Origin of the sequence: Streptomyces sp. WM4235, from assembly GCF_001279725.1 — a bacterium.
GTDB lineage: Bacteria > Actinomycetota > Actinomycetes > Streptomycetales > Streptomycetaceae > Streptomyces.
The window spans coordinates 39474-56561 of sequence record NZ_LGDE01000192.1 but is presented as its reverse complement, the minus strand read 5'-3'; the positions used below and the strand labels follow the sequence as shown (position 1 = coordinate 56561).

At 73.6% G+C, this 17088-nt stretch carries 15 protein-coding genes and 1 other RNA gene; 6 read left to right on the top strand and 10 right to left on the bottom strand.

Annotated elements, in window-relative coordinates; genetic code table 11:
- The first annotated feature begins 98 nt into the window (after positions 1 to 98).
- Both ADK55_RS15525 and ADK55_RS15520 read left to right on the top strand, forming a co-directional pair.
- The gene (locus ADK55_RS15525) at positions 99 to 1541 is read left to right on the top strand and encodes an RNB domain-containing ribonuclease (RefSeq protein WP_053679111.1); all 1443 of its coding nucleotides are present in this window, start codon (positions 99 to 101) and stop codon (positions 1539 to 1541) included.
- A 107-nt stretch (positions 1542 to 1648) separates the two neighbouring features.
- Positions 1649 to 2599 (top strand): AraC family transcriptional regulator, encoded by a 951-nt coding sequence (locus ADK55_RS15520; protein WP_053679109.1) that lies wholly within the window; start codon positions 1649 to 1651, stop codon positions 2597 to 2599.
- A gap of 84 nt (positions 2600 to 2683) precedes the next feature.
- Here ADK55_RS15520 and ADK55_RS15515 read toward each other — a convergent pair whose 3' ends face one another.
- Positions 2684 to 3523, bottom strand: coding sequence for a hypothetical protein (locus tag ADK55_RS15515; protein ID WP_053679107.1), 840 nt, complete (start codon positions 3521 to 3523; stop codon positions 2684 to 2686).
- Positions 3520 to 4254 carry a MerR family transcriptional regulator gene (locus ADK55_RS15510; RefSeq protein WP_053679105.1) on the bottom strand — a complete coding sequence of 245 codons (735 nt, stop codon included), beginning with the start codon at positions 4252 to 4254 and terminating at the stop codon, positions 3520 to 3522. Before ADK55_RS15510 ends, ADK55_RS15515 begins: the two co-directional genes overlap by 4 nt.
- A 77-nt stretch (positions 4255 to 4331) precedes the next feature.
- Here ADK55_RS15510 and rnpB point away from each other — a divergent pair.
- Positions 4332 to 4733, top strand: an RNA gene (gene rnpB / locus ADK55_RS15610) — RNase P RNA component class A.
- A gap of 87 nt (positions 4734 to 4820) precedes the next feature.
- Here the strand turns inward: rnpB and ADK55_RS15505 are convergent.
- Genes ADK55_RS15505 through ADK55_RS15495 form a run of 3 tightly spaced genes read right to left on the bottom strand, consistent with a single transcriptional unit; the run spans position 4821 to position 7686 of the window.
- Positions 4821 to 6089: a bifunctional RNase H/acid phosphatase gene (locus ADK55_RS15505; RefSeq protein WP_053679103.1), complete on the bottom strand. Its 1269-nt coding sequence runs from the start codon at positions 6087 to 6089 to the stop codon at positions 4821 to 4823.
- Positions 6089 to 6832 carry a zinc ribbon domain-containing protein gene (locus ADK55_RS15500; RefSeq protein WP_053679101.1) on the bottom strand — a complete coding sequence of 248 codons (744 nt, stop codon included), beginning with the start codon at positions 6830 to 6832 and terminating at the stop codon, positions 6089 to 6091. The genes ADK55_RS15505 and ADK55_RS15500 overlap by 1 nt, the downstream gene beginning before the upstream one ends.
- Entirely contained in the window at positions 6829 to 7686 is an 858-nt protein-coding gene (locus ADK55_RS15495) for a Nif3-like dinuclear metal center hexameric protein (protein WP_053679100.1), read from the bottom strand. Before ADK55_RS15495 ends, ADK55_RS15500 begins: the two co-directional genes overlap by 4 nt.
- Before the next feature lie 277 nt (positions 7687 to 7963).
- Here ADK55_RS15495 and ADK55_RS15490 point away from each other — a divergent pair, with 277 nt between their 5' ends.
- Positions 7964 to 9112, top strand: a complete 1149-nt coding sequence (locus ADK55_RS15490; RefSeq protein WP_053679098.1) for a hypothetical protein — start codon at positions 7964 to 7966, stop codon at positions 9110 to 9112.
- A gap of 44 nt (positions 9113 to 9156) precedes the next feature.
- Positions 9157 to 9786 carry an HAD family hydrolase gene (locus tag ADK55_RS15485; protein WP_053679096.1) on the top strand — a complete coding sequence of 210 codons (630 nt, stop codon included), beginning with the start codon at positions 9157 to 9159 and terminating at the stop codon, positions 9784 to 9786.
- 78 nt (positions 9787 to 9864) lie between these two features.
- On the opposite strand, the gene ADK55_RS15480 is transcribed toward ADK55_RS15485, so the two are convergent.
- Genes ADK55_RS15480 through ADK55_RS15470 form a run of 3 tightly spaced genes read right to left on the bottom strand, consistent with a single transcriptional unit; the run spans position 9865 to position 12796 of the window.
- A complete protein-coding gene (locus ADK55_RS15480) occupies positions 9865 to 10806 on the bottom strand; it encodes a 3-oxoacyl-ACP reductase (protein WP_053679095.1) in 942 nt (313 codons plus the stop codon).
- Positions 10807 to 10822: 16 nt separating this feature from the next.
- Positions 10823 to 11899, bottom strand: coding sequence for a Zn-dependent alcohol dehydrogenase (locus tag ADK55_RS15475; RefSeq protein WP_053679092.1), 1077 nt, complete (start codon positions 11897 to 11899; stop codon positions 10823 to 10825).
- Between the two features lie 42 nt (positions 11900 to 11941).
- Entirely contained in the window at positions 11942 to 12796 is an 855-nt protein-coding gene (locus ADK55_RS15470) for a MaoC/PaaZ C-terminal domain-containing protein (RefSeq protein WP_053679090.1), read from the bottom strand.
- 287 nt (positions 12797 to 13083) lie between these two features.
- On the opposite strand from ADK55_RS15470, the gene ADK55_RS15465 reads away from it, so the two are divergent.
- Positions 13084 to 13443: a response regulator transcription factor gene (locus ADK55_RS15465; protein WP_053679089.1), complete on the top strand. Its 360-nt coding sequence runs from the start codon at positions 13084 to 13086 to the stop codon at positions 13441 to 13443.
- 95 nt (positions 13444 to 13538) lie between these two features.
- Here the strand turns inward: ADK55_RS15465 and ADK55_RS15460 are convergent, their stop codons facing one another.
- Both ADK55_RS15460 and ADK55_RS15455 read right to left on the bottom strand, forming a co-directional pair.
- Positions 13539 to 15746 carry an FG-GAP repeat domain-containing protein gene (locus ADK55_RS15460; protein WP_053679144.1) on the bottom strand — a complete coding sequence of 736 codons (2208 nt, stop codon included), beginning with the start codon at positions 15744 to 15746 and terminating at the stop codon, positions 13539 to 13541.
- A gap of 120 nt (positions 15747 to 15866) precedes the next feature.
- Positions 15867 to 17072: a lipid-transfer protein gene (locus ADK55_RS15455; RefSeq protein ID WP_053679087.1), complete on the bottom strand. Its 1206-nt coding sequence runs from the start codon at positions 17070 to 17072 to the stop codon at positions 15867 to 15869.
- Between the last annotated feature and the right edge of the window lie 16 nt (positions 17073 to 17088).

Here is a 17088-nt window from a genome sequence, read left to right as displayed (position 1 = left end):
GTTCTCCTTCGGTACGACACGGCGCAGGGGGTGCGGCCCCCGAGCCAGGGTAGACGGCTCGACGCGACGGCGAGGCCGCCCGGCCATAGGCTCGGTCCATGCCACGCCGTCACCTGCACATGACCGGCGCAGACGGGGCTGCCCTGCGGGCCGCACTGCGTGACCTGCGGACGAAGCTCGACGTGCCGCGCGAGTTCCCCGCCGAGGTGCTCGCCGAGGCGGAGCGGGTCGCGCGGGACCCGCGCCTGCCGGCGTACGACGCCACCGACCTCCCCCTCTTCACCCTCGACCCGCCGACCTCCCTCGACCTCGACCAGGCGATGCACCTGGCGAGGCGGCCCGCCGGCGGCTACCGCGTGCACTACGCCATCGCGGACGTCGCCGCGTTCGTCACGCCCGGCGGCGCCCTCGACACCGAGGCCCACCGCCGGATCACCACCCTGTACTTCCCCGACGGGAAGGTCCCCCTGCACCCGGCGGTGCTCTCGGACGGCGCGGCGAGCCTGCTGCCCGACCAGGACGCCCCCGCGCTGCTGTGGCGGTTCGACCTGGACGCCGACGGCCGCGTCGAGACCACCGAGGTGCGCCGCGCCCTGGTGCGCAGCCGCGCCAAGCTCGACTACGCCGGCGTACAGCGGGCGATCGACTCCGGTACGGCCGAGGAGACCGTGGCCCTGCTCAAGGACGTCGGCGTGCGCCGCGAGGCCCTGGAGACCGAACGCGGCGGAATCTCCCTCGCCGTGCCCGACCAGGAGATCGTCGAACACCACGGCGCGTACACCCCGGCCTACCGCATCCCGCTGCCGGCGGACGGCTGGAACGCCCAGATGTCGCTGATGACCGGCATGGCGGCGGCCGAACTGATGCTCACCGCCGGCGCCGGCATCCTGCGCACCCTCCCGAACGCCCCCGACGGCGCGGTCGGCCGGCTGCACCGGGTGGCGAAGGCCCTGCGGATCGAGTGGCCCCACCACGTCCCGTACGCCGAACTCGTGCGCTCCCTCGATCCGCGGCTGCCGAACCACGCGGCGTTCCTCCAGGAGTGCACGACCCTGCTCCGCGGCGCCGGGTACACCGTCTTCACCGACGGGCGGACCCCGGACCCGCTGCTGCACGCGGCGGTGGCCGCCCCGTACACGCACTGCACCGCTCCCCTGCGCCGGCTCGTCGACCGGTACACCGGCGAACTGTGCGTCGCGGCGGCGGCCGGGGTCGCACCGCCCGCCTGGGCGGTCGACGCGCTGGCCGGGCTACCCCGGGAGATGGAGGTGGGCAACCGGCTGGCCAACACCGTGGAACGGGAGTCCGTGAACCTGGTCGAGGCCGCCCTGCTGACGGGCCACGTCGGCGACACCTTCGACGCGGTGGTCATCGACGTCAAGGAGCGGGAGCCGCTGGTGGGAACGGTCCACCTGGAGGACCCGGCGGTGGTCGGCCGCGTCGAGTCCCCGGCCGACGCGTTGCCGCTCGGCGAACGGATCCGGGTCCGGCTCACGGAGGCCGACCTGGGCACCGCGCGGATCCTGTTCGCCCCGGCCTGATCCCGTACGCCCGTCGTCGGCCATGGCCACGGGCCACGGCTCCTGTCATCATCTGCGCACGGCGCCGCAGGACCGGGCCGTGCGACGCCTCGGGGGAGGGACAACGGATGGGTGCCGTCGACCTTCCCGCGCGCCCACCGGCGCACCGCCCTCCCCCGCCCCGGCCCCTGACCCGCCCGCCGGCTCCCCCGCTGCGCCCCCACATCGTCAACTACACCGGATTCCGTACCGAGTTCGCGGTCCCCCGACGCCGGCTGGAGCTGCCCACCGGCCTGGTCACGCTCGTCTTCACCTTCACCGAGGGGCTGTGGGTGGCCCGCACCGGCGCGGGAGCCGACATCGAGGGAGCCGACGGCACGGGCACCGCCCTCGCGGGCGTCGGGCTCGACACGGCCCGGCTGATGCCCGCCTCCCACGCCCTGATCAGCGGCCCCCGCAGCGGTCCGGCGATAGGGGTGCACGCGGGCCGGGTCCACGGCCTGGAGGTAAACATGAGTCCGCTGGGCGCCTACCGGCTGTTCGGCATCCCCATGGTGCACTTCGAGGAGGCCCGGGTGGACCTGGCGGAGGTCCTGGGCCCCGACGGGCGGCACCTGGCGGACCGGCTCGCGGCGTTGGGCGGCTGGCGGGAGCGGTTCGACCTGCTCGACTCGGTGTTCGTCGCCCGTCTGGAGCGGGGGCCGGCCGTCGCGCCCGAGGTGCGCGGGGCGCTGGCCCGGCTGTGGGCCGACAGCGGGACCTCCCTGGCGCGGGCGACGGCCGGATCCGGTTGGAGCGCACGCACGCTGCGCGCCCGGTTCCGGGAGCAGGTCGGGCTGTCGCCGAAGGCCGTCGCCCGGGTGTTCCGCCTCCAGCACGCGCTGCGCCGGCTCGCGGCCGGGGAGCCGCCCGCCCGGGTCGCGGCGGCCTGCGGCTACCACGACCAGGCCCACTTGAGCCGCGAGGTGAAGGCGATGACCGGGCTGCCGCCCTCCCGTTTCGCGCTGCTGCGCGAGGGGCTGCCTCCGGGGTCGGCCCTGGACCGGACACCGGGCCGGATCACGAGCGTGCTGCTGTGAATCGGCCGTGCGTGCCGTTTTTGACAAGACAGGACCGCTCCGGTTTGCCACGCTCGGCGCGGGACCCCGCACTGCGTCGGCTCGTCACGGGGGTGTGAGCCGGCGCAGTGCGGTGACCAGCGCGCGCGGGTCGTCGGCGTGGAAGCGGATGGTGCGCGCCCGCCCGGGCCCGCCGAGGGGGCGGACGAAGGACAGCGGACGGTTCAGTTCCAGGGTCACGGAGGTCTGGCTGCCGACGATCAGGTCGAGCAGCCCCTCCTCCTCGTCCAGGGTGACCAGCCGGCCTTCGGGGTAGCGGCGGTCCACCCGGACCGAGGCCACCGCGTCCGGCGGGACGGTGAGGTCGAACAGGGCCCCGTACCGGATCCGCAGGGACCCGTCGGCGCCGACGACGTGCGGTCGCACCACGCAGGCGGCGTGCATCGCGAGGACCAGCACCACCCCGTACACGTCGAGGACGAGCACCACCCGGTGCACGGTCGGCCAGGGGATCAGGTAAGCCAGCGCGACGGTCTCGATCAGCGACACGAAGAGCAGGCCATACATCATGGCCGTCTGCGGGCCGGTGTACCCGGCGGGCACATCGCCCGTCCCGACGCCGTGCGGCGCCCGGCGCCCGAGCCACCGCCCGAGGGAGGCGGCGGCCCGCAGTTCGTGCAGCAGCAGCCGCCGGACGGGGGCCGGGACCACCGCGCGCACGGCTCCCCGCCAGGCCTCCCCGGGGGCGGCGCCCCGGGCGCGCCGTTCGACGTACAGCCCGCGCAGCACCCGGGCCTCCAGCAGCAGCGTCCCGAGCACCAGCGCCTCGGCCACGACCGGTACCCAGCCGGGCAGCCGCACCCCGGCCACCAGACAGACCACCAGCGCCAGTTCCCCGGGGATGACGGCGGTCGCCGCGATCCGGGCCGCCCGGATCGCGCTCATCGCCTGCCCCTCTCCACGAACCCCTCCATGACCCGGCGCACGACCTCCGCCTGCGCCGGTGGGTACTCGGCGAGCAGCGCCTCCTTGAACCCGGGGGCGACCGGTCCGTCCGACGGGATCGCGGCGAACACCTCGTCGGGCACGGCCGCGACCAGGGCCCGCGCGAGGGGGGCGATCCGCGGGTCGTCGACGGGCGCGTCGACCAGCTCGTCGAGCCGCTCGTACAGGCCGAGGACGGCCGGGTCGGCGGCCAGCGTCCCGAGCAGGGCGTAGACCTCCTCGCCGATGGCGCCCGTGCCGTCGAGCAGCGTGAGGTGCTCGCGGTCCAGGGCGGCGCTGGGCGAGTCCGTCGCCGGCGCCTTGGCGAGCAGGGCGGCGAGCGCCGGCGACAGCGGCTCGACCTCCCCGGGCGGGGCGGCGAGGAGCAGGGCGAGCCGCTGCCGGCGGGCGGCCAGTTCGGCCTGCTGCCGGGCCAGGTCGGCGTCCAGTTCCGCCAGCACCTCGGCGAGTTCGCGGCCCGCGTCGTCGGCGAGGACGTCGCGGACCTCGTCGAGGCTCAGCCCGAGCTCGGTGAGCCGGCGTACGCGGGCCAGCAGGACGGCGTCGCGCACGGTGTAGGCCCGGTATCCGTTGGGGCGCCGCTCCGGTTCCGGGAGCAGCCCGACATGGTGGTAGTGCCGGATCGCCCGGGTGGTGAGCCCGACGAGCGCGGCGATCTCTCCGATCCGCATGGGGCCAGTAGAAACCCTGCCGTCACGTCAAGGTCAAGCGGTCGCGGGGGTGCCGGTAGCATGGTCGTCACGCAGAACGACACAAGCGGGCGGCCGCGTCGGGATCCTCGGATCCCGCCGAGGAACGTCCGGGCTCCACAGGGCAGGGTGGTGGCTAACGGCCACCCGGGGTGACCCGCGGGACAGTGCCACAGAAAACAGACCGCCGGGGACCTCGGTCCTCGGTAAGGGTGAAACGGTGGTGTAAGAGACCACCAGCGCCTGAGGTGACTCAGGCGGCTAGGTAAACCCCACCCGGAGCAAGGTCAAGAGGAGTCGTCTCCGGACGGCTCTGCGCGGACGATCGAGGGCTGCCCGCCCGAGTCCGCGGGTAGACCGCACGAGGCCGGCGGCAACGCCGGTCCTAGATGGATGGCCGTCTCCCCGGCGACCGCGAGGTCACCGGGCGACAGAACCCGGCGTACAGCTTGTGTCGTTCTGCGCCACCGCCCTGACCAGGGGTTTCCTCCGGTCAGGGCGGTTTTGTGCGTCCGGGCGGCCCCGTGTGTCCGGGGCGCGCGGTGGTGTCAGCGCAGGTGGCCGGTGTCGTTCAGCAGCCGCACCGAGGCGTTGCCGTCGGCGTAGTAGGCCACGGCCGAGAGGGAGGCCGCGGACAGCTCCATCTTGAACAGGGACTCGGGCGGGGCGCCCAGGGCGAGGCGCACCAGCGTCTTGACCGGGGTCACGTGCGTGACGACCAGCACCGTCCGGCCCGCGTGCGCGGACACCAGCCGGTCGCGCGCGGCCGAGACCCGGCGGGTGACGGTGGCGAAGCTCTCGCCGCCGCCCGTGGGGGCGGCCTTCGGGGAGTCCAGCCATGCCTGGAGGTCGTCGGGGAACCGTGCGCGCACCTCGGCGAAGGTCAGGCCCTCCCACGCGCCGAAGTCCGTCTCGCGCAGGCCCTCTTCGATCGCCACCGGCAGGCCGAGCCGGTCGGCGACCGCCTGGGCGGTCTCCCGGCAGCGTCGCAGCGGGGAGCTGACGACGGCCTGTACGGTGCCCCGCGCGGCCAGCGCCTCGGCGACCGCGGCGGCCTGGCGACGGCCGGCCGGGGAGAGTTCGGGGTCGGTGCCGCCGCTGCCGGAGAAGCGCTTCTGCGGGGTCAGGGCCGTCTCGCCGTGCCGCAGCAGTACCAGGGTCGCGGGCGCGCCGAGGTCGGGACCCCAGCCGGTGCCCGCGGCGGGCGCGCCGGCGGGTGCCTCCTCGGCGGCGGGTTCCGCGAACAGGGTGTCGGCGGCCGGGGCCGCGGAGGCGGCGAGCGCCGCCCGGACGGCGGCCGCGCCGGCCACCGCGTCCCCGGGCGGCCCGGAGGCCGGCGGGGTCGCCAGGGCGCGCGCGGCGCTCCGGTCGAAGACGGCCGTGGAGCCCGACGGCTCCCACTGCCCGCCGCGCTTGCCGGCGTCCATGGCCTCGTTGGCGAGCCGGTCCGCGTGCTTGTTCTTCTCGCGCGGGATCCACTCGTACGTCACCTGCGAGCGGGGCAGGATCTTCGCCGCCTCCGCCGCGAGCGGCTTCATGTCCGGGTGCTTGATCTTCCAGCGCCCCGACATCTGCTCGACGACGAGCTTGGAGTCCATGCGGACGAGGACCACCGCGTCCGGCGCCAGCTCGTGCGCGGCGCGCAGCCCGGCGATCAGACCCTTGTACTCCGCCACGTTGTTCGTCGCGACGCCGATGTACTCGGCGCGCTCGGCGAGGGTCTCCCCCGTCGCCGGGTCGAGGACGACCGCGCCGTAGCCGGCGGGCCCCGGGTTGCCCCGGGAGCCGCCGTCCGCTTCCACGACAAACCGCGGCATCAGATGCCCGAGTCGGCCGTACGGACGAGGATGCGGCCGCAGTTGTCGTGGCGGACGACCTGGTCGCGGGCCGCGGCCTTGATCTCGTTGACCTCGGCCATGTCGAGCTCCAGGCGGCAGCCCTCGCAGCGGCGCTGGTAGAGGCGCGCGGCGCCGACGCCGCCCTGCTTGACGCGGATCTTCTCGTACAGCGCCATCAGGGCTTCCGGCATGGAGCCGACGATGACCTCGCGGTCCTTGGCGATGCCGGCGACCTCGGCGTCGATCTCGCCGGTGGCGGCGTCACGGCGCGCGGTGGCGTCCGCGAGCTTGACCTCCAGCGAGGCGACCCGCTCGGTCAGCTCGGTGACGCGCTCCTGCGCGCCCTCCAGACGCTCCATGACCTCCAGGACCACGTCCTCCAGGTCGCCCTGGCGCTTGGCGAGCAGGACGACCTCGCGCTGGAGGTTCTCCAGGTCGCGGGCCGAGACGCCGACGCCCGAGTCGAGCCGCTGCTGGTCGCGGGCCGCGCGCTGACGGACCTGGTCGACGTCCTGCTCCGCCTTGGTCTGCTCGCGGGCGGCGTCCTTGGCCTGGGTCTGGGCGGCGACGAGCATGTCGCGCTGCTGGGTGAGGTCCTTGGCCAGGGAGTCGACCTCGGCGTGCTCGGGGAGCGACTTGCGCTTGTGGGCGAGCTGAGACAGCCGGACGTCCAGGGCCTGGACGTCGAGAAGTCGGATCTGGTCGGCGGGCTCGGCGTTCAGTTGGGGGCTCCAGGGTTAGAAGGGGAGGTCACGGACGGCGCGTGCGCCGTCCACGGGTCGGTGACCGTGCGCGAGACGTGGGTCCGCAGACCCCAGCCGTGGCGCTCGGAGATCGCGTCGAGCTGCGCGGCGGCCTGCTCGCACCAGGGCCACTCGGTGGCCCAGTGGGCGGCGTCGACGAGGGCGAGCGGGCTCTGCCCGCGGGCCTCGGACACCGGGTGGTGGCGCAGGTCGGAGGTGAGGAAGACGTCCACGCCGGCGGCGCGGACCTGCTCGAAGAGGCTGTCGCCGGAGCCGCCGCTGACGGCGACGGTGCGGATCGGCGTGTCCGGGTCGCCGGCCACGCGGATGCCCTGTGCGGTCTGGGGCAGCCAGGCGGCGGCGCGGGCGGCGAACTCGCGGAGGGTCTCGGGGTGGTCCAGTTCGCAGATCCGGCCGAGGCCGCGGCGGCCCTCGGGGTCGGTGGGGTCCGGGACCAGGGGGCCGGTGATGCGCAGGTCGAGAGCGCCGGCCAGGGCGTCGGAGACGCCGGGGTCGGCGGTGTCGGCGTTGGTGTGCGCGACGTGCAGGGCGATGTCGTTCTTGATCAGCGTGTGCACGACGCGGCCCTTGAAGGTGCCCGCCTCGACGGTGGTGGTGCCCCGCAGGTAGAGGGGGTGGTGGGTGACGACCAGGTCGGCGCCCAGTTTCACGGCCTCGTCGATGATCTCCTGGACGGGGTCGACGGCGAACAGGACGCGGGAGATCTCGGCGTCGGGGTCGCCGCAGACGGTTCCGACCGCGTCCCACTGCTCGGCCCGCGAGGGGGGCCAGAGAGCGTCCAGCGCGGCGATGACTTCAGAGAGACGGGGCACGGGCCAAGGCTACCGTCCGCCCGGACCGGCCCCGTGCTCGACGTCGGGCCGTTCCCGCGGGCGGTCGCCGGGTGTCCCGGGGCGTCTTCGGGAACTCCCGGGGGGTGGCGCGGGACCCGCCCTCCTCATCCCAAACCCCCCGAAATGGCACAGCACACTGCCGGTCTCCGTCAGGGGGGAACGAGCATCGGGCCACCCGTACGTGTGAAGCGCGGTTGCTGGTGTTGTTCGGCGTGAGGCGCGAAAACTAGCTTCCTCACCGGAGGTGACGGCCCGGATGACTGTCTGTGCCATCGAAATGACGACGACGGCCCCGTTCACGATCGCCGCGGACGGGTCGTACGCGACCCGCCTGGCCGGGGACGGCGAGGCCCGCTACCCGGAGCGTTGGACCCTCTCCGGACCGGAGCCGTACGCGGTCCCGCTGCCGCTCTCGCAGCCGGAGGAGGCGGACACCGAGGTGTCGCCGCTCGCCGACGGGCGGGTGCTGATCCACCGTCGCGTCGCGGAGCGACACGCCTTCGCGCTGCTGTACCCGACGGGGCCCGTCGGGTCGGCGGGCGGCGCCGCCGGGGGTCCCCGCACCGGGGAACGCCCGCTGGGCGCCGTACAGCCCGCGACCGAGGACGTACGGGTGAGCCTGCTGCCGCCGTGCCCGGACGGCGGTGCGGCCTTCGCCCTGGAGGTGGGGGCGGACGAGACCACCGTCTGGCAGGTGGCCGGGAGCGCGTTCGGCCCGGAGCGCGTGGCCCTGGTGCCCGGCCGCTGTTCGGGCGGCGTCTGGCTGGACCGGACGGGCCGCCTGCTGGCGCTGGACCGTGAACTGGACGGCCGCACCAAGAGCGTGGCCGTCGACCTGTGCCGGGGCGGGGACGTCACCCCGCTCCTGCAGATCGCGGAGGAAAGCGACGACCGGTTGTTGTCGGCGGCCCCGGACAGCGGCCTGCTGCTGATCCGCTCGGACGCGCCGGGTGAGCCCCGGCTCGGCTGGGGGGTCCTGGGCAGTTCCCGCCCGGTCCGCTTCCCGGAGTGCCTGCGGCCGGCGGACGCGGTGCCGTTCGCGGTGCAGCCGGGGCAGGCGCTGATGCCGGAGACCTGTGGGGTGGCGCTGCGCGTGCCCGAGGGGATCGTGCTGTGGCGGCCCGCCGACCGGCACGTCTTCCGCCTGGCGGCCCCGATGGGCTGGCTCGGCGGCGGCCTGTGGAACGCGGAGGGCCGGTTGCGGCTTCCGTACGCCACGCCGGAGGTCCCGTGCGGTGTGGCCACCCTGCGCCGGCCGATCGCCCCGCCGCCCCCGGTGCGGGTGGCCCCGGCGGAGGTGCCCCCGGTGGACGCGGAGCCGGAGGACGTGGCCGCCGCGCACGTGGACCCCGCCCCGCCGGCGGCGCCGCGCCCGGTCCCGCTCCAACAGGCACCGCTGAGCTGAGGCCCGTACGTCGGGCGCCGGCGGGCCTCTGCTAGACAGGGGAGATGGCGAACCCAGGGGCTCACGACGCGGTGCTGTGCGATGTCGACCAGGTGATCCGGTTCTACGACACGACCCGGGTGACGGAGCTGGAGCGGGCGGCGGGGCTGGCCGAGGGCACGACCGGCAAGGTGGCGTTCGCCCCCGAGCGGGAGGAGCCGCTGATGGTGGGCCGGCTCACCCGCGACCAGTGGGCGGAGTCCGTCACGGCCGAACTCGCCGGGTCGTTCGGCCTGCCGGTCGACACGGCCCGCGCGTTGGCCGACGCCTTCACCGGGGCGCCGTTCTCCGCCGACCCGGCGGTCGTGGACCTGCTGCGCCGGGTGCGCGCGGCGGGGAGGCCCGTGGTCCTGGTGACGAACGCGACCCTGGACCTGGAGGACGACCTGGAGTCCCTGGGGCTGGCCGACCTCGCGGACCACGTGGTGAGCAGCGCCCGCGTGGGCGTGGCGAAGCCGGACCGGGAGATCTACGAGATCGCAGCCGCCCGGGCGGGCGTCGACCCGGCCCGCTGCCTGTTCGTCGACGACCGCGAGGAGAACGTCCGGGCGGCCGTCGCGCTCGGCATGACGGGCGTCCACTACCGGGAGCCCGCCGACCTGCGCGCCGCGCTGGGCCTGGCGCCCGGGGCGTGACGCGAGCGGGGCCCGGGGCCCGGGGGCTCCGGTCCCCGCTCGTGCCAGTCGCGCTCTCGTGTCAGTCGTGCTCTCGTGTCAGTCGTGCTTGAGGCCGAGCACCTCCGTGGCCGCGAAGGTCTCGTTCGCGGGGCGGGCGTCGTAGTGCGGGGTGAGGACCTCGTCGAGTTCCTCGTAGGAGAAGGCCTCCTTGGTGGTGTCGAACTTCGCGGCCGGCTTGGGGCGTTCCATCACGACGACGATGCCGCCGTGCACCACGAACAGTTGCCCGTTGGCCTTCGCCGAGGCCGGCGAGGCCAGGTAGCCGACCAGCGGGGAGACGTGCTCGGGGGCAAGGGCGTCGAGCTTGCCGTCCTGCGGCACCTGGAAGCCGGCGAAGACGTCCTCGGTCATGCGGGTGCGGGCGCGCGGGCAGATCGCGTTGGCCGTGACCCCGTACTTGGCGAGGGCGAGGGCCGTCGAGGTGGTGAGGCCCACGATGCCGCCCTTGGCCGCCGCGTAGTTCGGCTGGCCCGCCGAGCCGCCGAGGAAGGCCTCGGAGGAGGTGTTGACGATCCGGCCGTAGACCGGGCCGCCGGCCGCCTTGGAGCGTTCCCGCCAGTGCACCGAGGCGAAGTGCGTGGTGTTGAAGTGGCCCTTGAGGTGGACCCGGATCACCGAGTCCCATTCGGCCTCCGACATCGAGAAGACCATCCGGTCGCGCAGGATGCCCGCGTTGTTGACGAGGACGTCGAGCTTGCCGAAGCTGGCGACGGCCAGTTCGACCAGTTCCCGGGCCTGCTCGAAGTCGGCGACGTCGCCGAGGTGGGCGACGGCCGCTCCGCCCGCCGCGCGGATCTCCGCGGCCACCTCCTCCGCCGGGGCGGCGGAGGCCTCCCCCGAGCCGTCGCGGCCGGGTTGGCCGAAGTCGTTGACGACCACGCTCGCGCCGAGCCGGGCGAGTTCGATCGCCTCCGCCCGGCCCAGGCCCCGGCCCGCCCCCGTGACGATCGCGGAGAGTCCCTCAAGTGGCAGTGACATCCGTACGGTTCCTCTCTCAGAGTTCGATGCAGGTGCGCAGGGCGACGCCGGTGCGCATCTGGTCGAGGGCGTCGTTGATCTCGCCGAGCCGCACCCGGTGGGTGATCAGGCCCGCGAGGTCCACCCGGCCGGCCCGCCACAGGGCGATGGTGCGCTCGTAGGAACGCAGGACGTCTCCGCCGCCGTACATCGACGGCAGGATCTTCTTCTCGTCGAAGAACAGCGAGAACATGTTGATCGAGTAGGTGTCGTCGAGGGCGCCCGCGCCGACCACGACGACGGAGCCGCCGCGCCGGGTCATCTCGTAGGCGGTCTGCGTGGTCGTGGACTTGCCGACCACCTCGAAGACGTAGTCGAAGCCCTCGCCCGCGGTGATCCGGTTCCTGGCGTCACCGAAGGCCTCCGGGGAGACGGCCTCGGTCGCCCCGAAGCGCAGCGCCGCCTCCCGCCGTGAGGCGACCGGGTCGACGGCGACGATCTGGGCGGCGCCCTGCACCTTGGCGCCCTGGATGACGGAGATGCCCACGCCGCCGCAGCCGATGACGGCGACCGAGGAGCCGGCCTCGACCTTGGCCGTGTTGATGGCGGCGCCGAGTCCGGTGGTGACGCCGCAGCCGATCAGGGCGGCGATGTCGAAGGGGACGTCGTCGGGGATCGGTACGGCGCACCCGGCGGGGACGACCATCTCCTCGGCGAAGGTGCCGGTGCCGGCGAAGCCGAAGATGTCGTCGCTCCCGCGCCGGAAGTTGGGGGTGGCGACGTTTCCGAACGCCTCCAGGCACAGGTGGCCCTGGCCCCGCTTGCAGGAGGGACAGTGCCCGCAGGGCGGCAGCCAGCAGACCAGGACCCGGTCCCCGATCTTGTGGTCGGTGACCCCGTCGCCGACGTCCGTGATCACGCCCGAGCCCTCGTGCCCGGGGATGAAGGGGGCCGGCTGCGGCAGCACGCCGCTCATCGCCGAGAGGTCGGAGTGGCACAGGCCGGTGGCCTTGATCCGGATCCTGACCTTGCCGGGGCCGAAGCCCACGGCCTCCATGTCGTCGACGACTTCGAGCTTGTCCTGACCGATCTGGCTCTGCAGTGCTGCGCGCACGGTGCGGCTCCTTGGGTCGTGTGGTTTGCGCGTGCTCGGCGCTTACGCGTGTTCGACGACGGTGTCGGCGAGGACCGGCGCGTCGTCCCGTTCGACGGCGGTCACCGACACCCGCACCCGGCCGGGCTCTTCCCACATCCGGATGCGCAGGGTCTCGCCGGGGAAGACGATCCCGGCGAAGCGGGTGCGGTAGGCGCGGACCCGGGTGACGTCGCCGCCCAGCGCGGTGTCGACGACGGCCTTGAGCGTCATCCCGTACGAGCACAGGCCGTGCAGGATCGGCCGGTCGAAGCCGGCCGGTTTGGCGAACTCCGGGTCGGCGTGCAGCGGGTTCCAGTCGCCCGACAGCCGGTAGAGCAGCGCCTGCTCCTCGCGGATGTGTCGTTCGACGGTCCGGTCGGGCTCCCGGTCGGGCGCCTCCTCCTTGACGGAGGGTCCGCGTTCCCCGCCGAAGCCGCCTTCGCCGCGGACGAAGATCTGGGCGTCGCTGGTCCACAACGGGCCGTCGGCGTCGGCGACCTCGGAGCGCAGGACGATCACGGCCGCCTTGCCCTTGTCGTGAATGGCGGCGACGTGGGAGCTGGAAGTGGCCTGCCCCTTGACGGGGATCGGCCGGTGCAGCTCGATGGAGTGTCCGCCGTGCAGGACGGCGGCGAGGTTCACGTCGATCCCGGGGGCGGCGAGGCCGCCGAGCATCGCCATGCCGGCGCCGGCGACGGTCGCGAAGCTGGGGAGGACGTGGAGTTTGGATTCGAGGGTGTAGCGCAGCTCGTCGGGGTCGGTGGCCGGGCGGCCGGCGCCGAGGCCGAGGTGGTAGAGCTGGATGTCCTTGTGGTCCCAGGCGATGTCCCCGCGGCGGGGGGCGGCGGCGAGGGCCTTCGCGGCATCGATCGGCATTGAGGACGCTGCTCCTTGTGTGTGGTTCGTGCTTCCACCGAGTGGAAGACCTCGGTGCGGCCGTCCGCACCGTCGGTCGCACCGAGGCCGTATGCGGGACCGACTCCGCGACTCGTTCTAGAACGCGTTCTAGGGTCGGTGAAGGAATGTATAACGCACGGCCCAGCACTTGGGAAGACTCCTGACTTCACGTCAGATCCTCTTTCGGCGGGACGGAAGTGCCGCCCCGGCAGGAGGGAAGTCCTGCCCCGGCGGCGCGGGGGGCCTACTCTGACAGGGTGGACGAAATGCCCGTTGCCTCCCGACCCGCCCGATCCCTGCGGGTGCTGCTGGACCCGCCGAACCCGGCCCTGGCGCTGCGGCTCGGCCTGGAACCGGACATCGACGTGGTGGCCTCGACGATGAGCCGCCCCGCGGTGGCCCTGGTCGAGGAACTGGACACGGTGCCGGCCCTGCTGGCCGACGACCCGGAGTGCGCCGTCCTGCTGATGACGGGTTCGGCGCATCCGGGGCTGCGCGACGCAGCCCTGGCCGCGGGGGCGGCGGGGCTGATCCTGCGGGACGGCCCGATCGATGACCTGGCGGAGTCCGTCCGCCGCGCCTCGCGGGGGGAGACGGTCGTGGACCCGGCCCTGGCGGGTCCGTAGCGGCTCGCCCCCGGTCCCCGCCCCCGGAACGCGGACCGCCCCGACCGCGCCCCGGAGTGGGGGCGCGGTCGGGGCGGTCGGGTCGGGCGGGGCCGTCAGGCGATGAGGTTGCCCGGGTCGTTCACGTACGGCAGGGAGGCGAGCTGCCTGCCCCGCAGGGGCGCGTTCAGGTTCCCCGTGCCCCCGTAGAGGTACTGCGCCGCCGTGCCGGAGGCGAGGAGGTCGGGGCGGCCGTCGCGGTCGCCGTCGCCGATGCCGACGAGCGAGCCGTACTCGTTCCAGCCGGCGCCGAGCTTCGTGCGGGGCGCGAAGGTCCCGTCGCCCTTGCCGGCGTACAGCCACAGGACGCCGGCCTTGTCCCGGGCGAGGAGGTCGCCCGCCGGGGTGTCCGCGATGTCGCCGACGGCCGTGAGTTCGTTGTAGATCCCCCAGCCCTCGCCGAGCTTGGTCTTCGCGGCGAACGGAGTGGTGGCGGAGCCGGTGCCCTTGTAGAGCCAGAGCGCCCCGGCGGTGTCAGTGGCGAGCAGGTCGGCGCGTCCGTCCCCGTTCAGGTCGCTGCCGCCGGCGATCTTGTCGTAGATCTGCCAGCCCCCGCCGACCTTGACGCGATTGGCGAATCCGCCTCGGCCCGTGCCGGGGTAGAGCCACAGCACGCCGGTCTTGTCCCGGGCCACGAGGTCGCCGAACGCCGAGCCGTCGAGGTCCCCCGTCGCCTCGATCCGGTCGAAGGCGTCCCAGCCGGCGCCGAGCGATTGGCGCGGCTGGGCCGTCAGCTGTCCGAACTCCTTGAAGAAGGTGGTGTCGCTGCGCCACAGCCGACCGGAGCTGTCACGGGAGAGCACGTCCGTGCTGCCGTTGTCGTCGAAGTCGTGCGGCGCGGTCTTGCGGGTGACGGCGAACGTGCCGGAGGCGGAGGTGGCCGGGCCGATGCCGTTGAGCGGTCGGACCTTCAACTCCCAGGTGTACTGCCCGTTGTGGGCGCTCGCGTGGTCCGGTCCGATCGTGCCGTCCCAGCGGAACGTCGCGTCCGGGGTGTTCGGGTGCCTGATCGAGAGTTCGCGGGTCAGGCCGGTCCGGACGTGGCGCAGGGTGAGGTCCGCCTCGACGGTGCTCCGGGACAGCCCCCAACCGAGGTGGATCTCCCCGCCGTTCTGGTCGAGGTCGACGACGGCGGGGACCCTGTTCTCGGTGATGACGACCTTGGTGGGCTCGCCGGTGCTCGCCACCAGGGTGACGGTCGGTGTTCCGTCCGCACCGGTCACGATCTTGTAGAGGCCCTCGCCCCGGTCGACGGTGCCGCCGCGGACGTACAGGCCGTCGGGGGCGGCCGCGGAGGAGGTGAGGTGGTCGAGCAGCTTCACCTTCGTGCCGGTGGCCGGGTCGTACGCGGTGAGGGCGTACAGCGGGTTCGTGTCGCCGTTGGAGAGGCCGCCCGCCTCGCCGTACACCAGCCGGCTGCCGACCAGGCCGATCCGGAGGTCGCTGGACCAGGCGTCCTCGACGGGGATCTCGCGGACGGTGCCGGTGGCCCGCTCCTTGAGGAACACCGCCGGCTTGTCGGTGGAGTCGCCCTCGGTCCAGGCGAGGTGTGTCCGCGAGACGGCGACGTCGCCGCCGGCGGAGCCCGGCGTCCGGTCCTGGATCTCGTCGACGACGCCCGTGGCGAGGTCGAGCAGGCCCCACTTCGCGGCCGTGCCGACGGTGAAGGTGACCAGGGCGTCCTCCGGGGTGCCCGGGGTGACCGCGATGGCGCTCGCGCCGGCCGGGAGGCCGGTCACGGTCACGGTGCCGTTGCCCTCGGTGGGGTGCGTGTGCTTGCGCAGCACGGTGCCGTCCGAGGACGTCGTGAAGACGGCGTCGGCCGCCGAACCGGCGTACGTGGCGCCGTTGCCGGCCGATCCGACGGGTACGTCGAGCACGGACATCGTGCTCAGGTTCCGGAGCGTGACCTGATAGTGCATGGGAAAGACCAGGTAGTCCGCGGTCTTCGAGGACCGCAGGACGGTGGTGGAGCCGTAGCCCTGCGAGGCACCGTTCGAGTAGCGCGTCCAGCGCTTGTCGAAGGTCCCTTCCTCCCGCGTCAGGAAGCCGGTCAGGCCGGCGTCGAGCAGCTTGGAGTTCTTCGGAAAGCCGATGACGTCGGCGGCGGTCTTCGCCGCGGGCGCCTTCGTCGTCTTCGCCGCGCCCACCGGGGTGGTGGCGGCGTGCGCCGGGGCGGACAGCGCGCCCGCGCCGAGCGTGACGGCGAGAACGGTGGTGGTGGCGGCGAGGATCCGCCGCCGGGTCGAGCGGGCGTGAGCCACGTTCACTTCTCCCTCAAAGGCACCAGGCGCACTGTGCGCCACACCCGTCTGACTCCTGAGAGGGCGAAAAGTTGTACGAGTACCCGGATCCCGTCCGCCCGAACACCACCCTGACCGGCGCTACTTCGACGGCGGGGTGTCGCGGCGCAGCAGGGTCACCACCGCCGCGCCGCCCAGCCCGATGTTGTGGGCGAGGCCGACGCGGGCTCCGGCGACCTGCCGGGGTCCCGCCTCGCCGCGCAGTTGCCACACCAGTTCCGCCGCCTGCGCGAGGCCCGTCGCCCCGAGCGGGTGCCCCTTGGAGATCAGGCCGCCGGAGGGGTTGACCACCCACCGGCCGCCGTGGGTGGTGGCCCCGCTCTCCACGAGTTTGCCCGAGGCGCCTTCCGCGCACATGCCGAGCGCCTCGTAGGTCAGCAGTTCGTTGATCGAGAAGCAGTCGTGCAGTTCGATGACGTCCACGTCCTCGATGCCGAGACCCGACGTCTCGAAGGCGGCCCGGCCGGCCGCCGCCGACATCGGCTTGCCGACGACGTCGATGCAGGATCCCGACGCGAAGGATTCGACGGTGTCCGTCGTCATCGACTGGCCGACGATCTCGACCGCCTTGTCGTGGAGGCCGTGGGCGACGACGAACCGTTCCGACACCACCAGGGCCGCCGCGGCCCCGTCGGAGGTCGGCGAGCACTGGAGTTTCGTCAGCGGTTCGTGGATGGTCTTGGCCGCGAGGATCTCCTCGATCGTGTACACGTCCTGGAACTGGGCGTGGGGGTTGTTCGCCGAGTGCCGGTGGTTCTTCTCGCCGACCGCCGCGAGTTGCGCGGCCGTGGTGCCGTACCGCTCCGCGTGCTCGCGGGCCGCGTTCCCGAAGATCTGCGCGGTGGGCGGGGACATCTCGAAGCCGTGCCCGCCGGCCATGATCCCGTAGTGCCGGGCGACGGGTGAGGTCGCGAAGTCGCCGCCGTCGGCTCCGCCGCCGAGCGCGCCCCGCTTCATCTTCTCGAAGCCGAGCGCGAGCACGCAGTCGTTGATGCCGCCCTCGACGAACTGCCGGGCCATCATGAGCGCGGTGGCGCCGGTCGCGCAGTTGTTGTTGACGTTGTAGACGGGGACCCCGCTCAGCCCCAGTTCGTACGCGGCGCGCTGGCCTGCGGTGGAGGCCTGGAAGCAGTAGCCCACCGGCACCTGTTCCACCAGGTCGTATCCGATGCCGGCGTCGGCCAGTGCCGCGGTTCCGGCCTCGCGCACCATGTCCCAGTACTGCCAGTCCCTCGACTCCGGCTTCTCGAACTTCGTCATGCCGACGCCCACGATGTACGACTTCATGTGCCCTACCGCCCTT

What these genes read in the sequence shown, in the direction of transcription:
- ADK55_RS15465 (WP_053679089.1), top strand. Translation starts at nt 13,084, where the DNA reads ATGCCCGTTGCCTCCCGACCCGCCCGATCCCTGCGGGTGCTGCTGGAC.
- ADK55_RS15490 (WP_053679098.1), top strand. Translation starts at nt 7,964, where the DNA reads ATGACTGTCTGTGCCATCGAAATGACGACGACGGCCCCGTTCACGATC.
- ADK55_RS15525 (WP_053679111.1), top strand. Translation starts at nt 99, where the DNA reads ATGCCACGCCGTCACCTGCACATGACCGGCGCAGACGGGGCTGCCCTG.
- ADK55_RS15485 (WP_053679096.1), top strand. Translation starts at nt 9,157, where the DNA reads ATGGCGAACCCAGGGGCTCACGACGCGGTGCTGTGCGATGTCGACCAG.
- ADK55_RS15480 (WP_053679095.1), bottom strand. Translation starts at nt 10,806, where the DNA reads ATGTCACTGCCACTTGAGGGACTCTCCGCGATCGTCACGGGGGCGGGC.
- ADK55_RS15505 (WP_053679103.1), bottom strand. Translation starts at nt 6,089, where the DNA reads ATGCCGCGGTTTGTCGTGGAAGCGGACGGCGGCTCCCGGGGCAACCCG.
- ADK55_RS15455 (WP_053679087.1), bottom strand. Translation starts at nt 17,072, where the DNA reads ATGAAGTCGTACATCGTGGGCGTCGGCATGACGAAGTTCGAGAAGCCG.
- ADK55_RS15510 (WP_053679105.1), bottom strand. Translation starts at nt 4,254, where the DNA reads ATGCGGATCGGAGAGATCGCCGCGCTCGTCGGGCTCACCACCCGGGCG.
- ADK55_RS15515 (WP_053679107.1), bottom strand. Translation starts at nt 3,523, where the DNA reads ATGAGCGCGATCCGGGCGGCCCGGATCGCGGCGACCGCCGTCATCCCC.
- ADK55_RS15470 (WP_053679090.1), bottom strand. Translation starts at nt 12,796, where the DNA reads ATGCCGATCGATGCCGCGAAGGCCCTCGCCGCCGCCCCCCGCCGCGGG.
- ADK55_RS15520 (WP_053679109.1), top strand. Translation starts at nt 1,649, where the DNA reads ATGGGTGCCGTCGACCTTCCCGCGCGCCCACCGGCGCACCGCCCTCCC.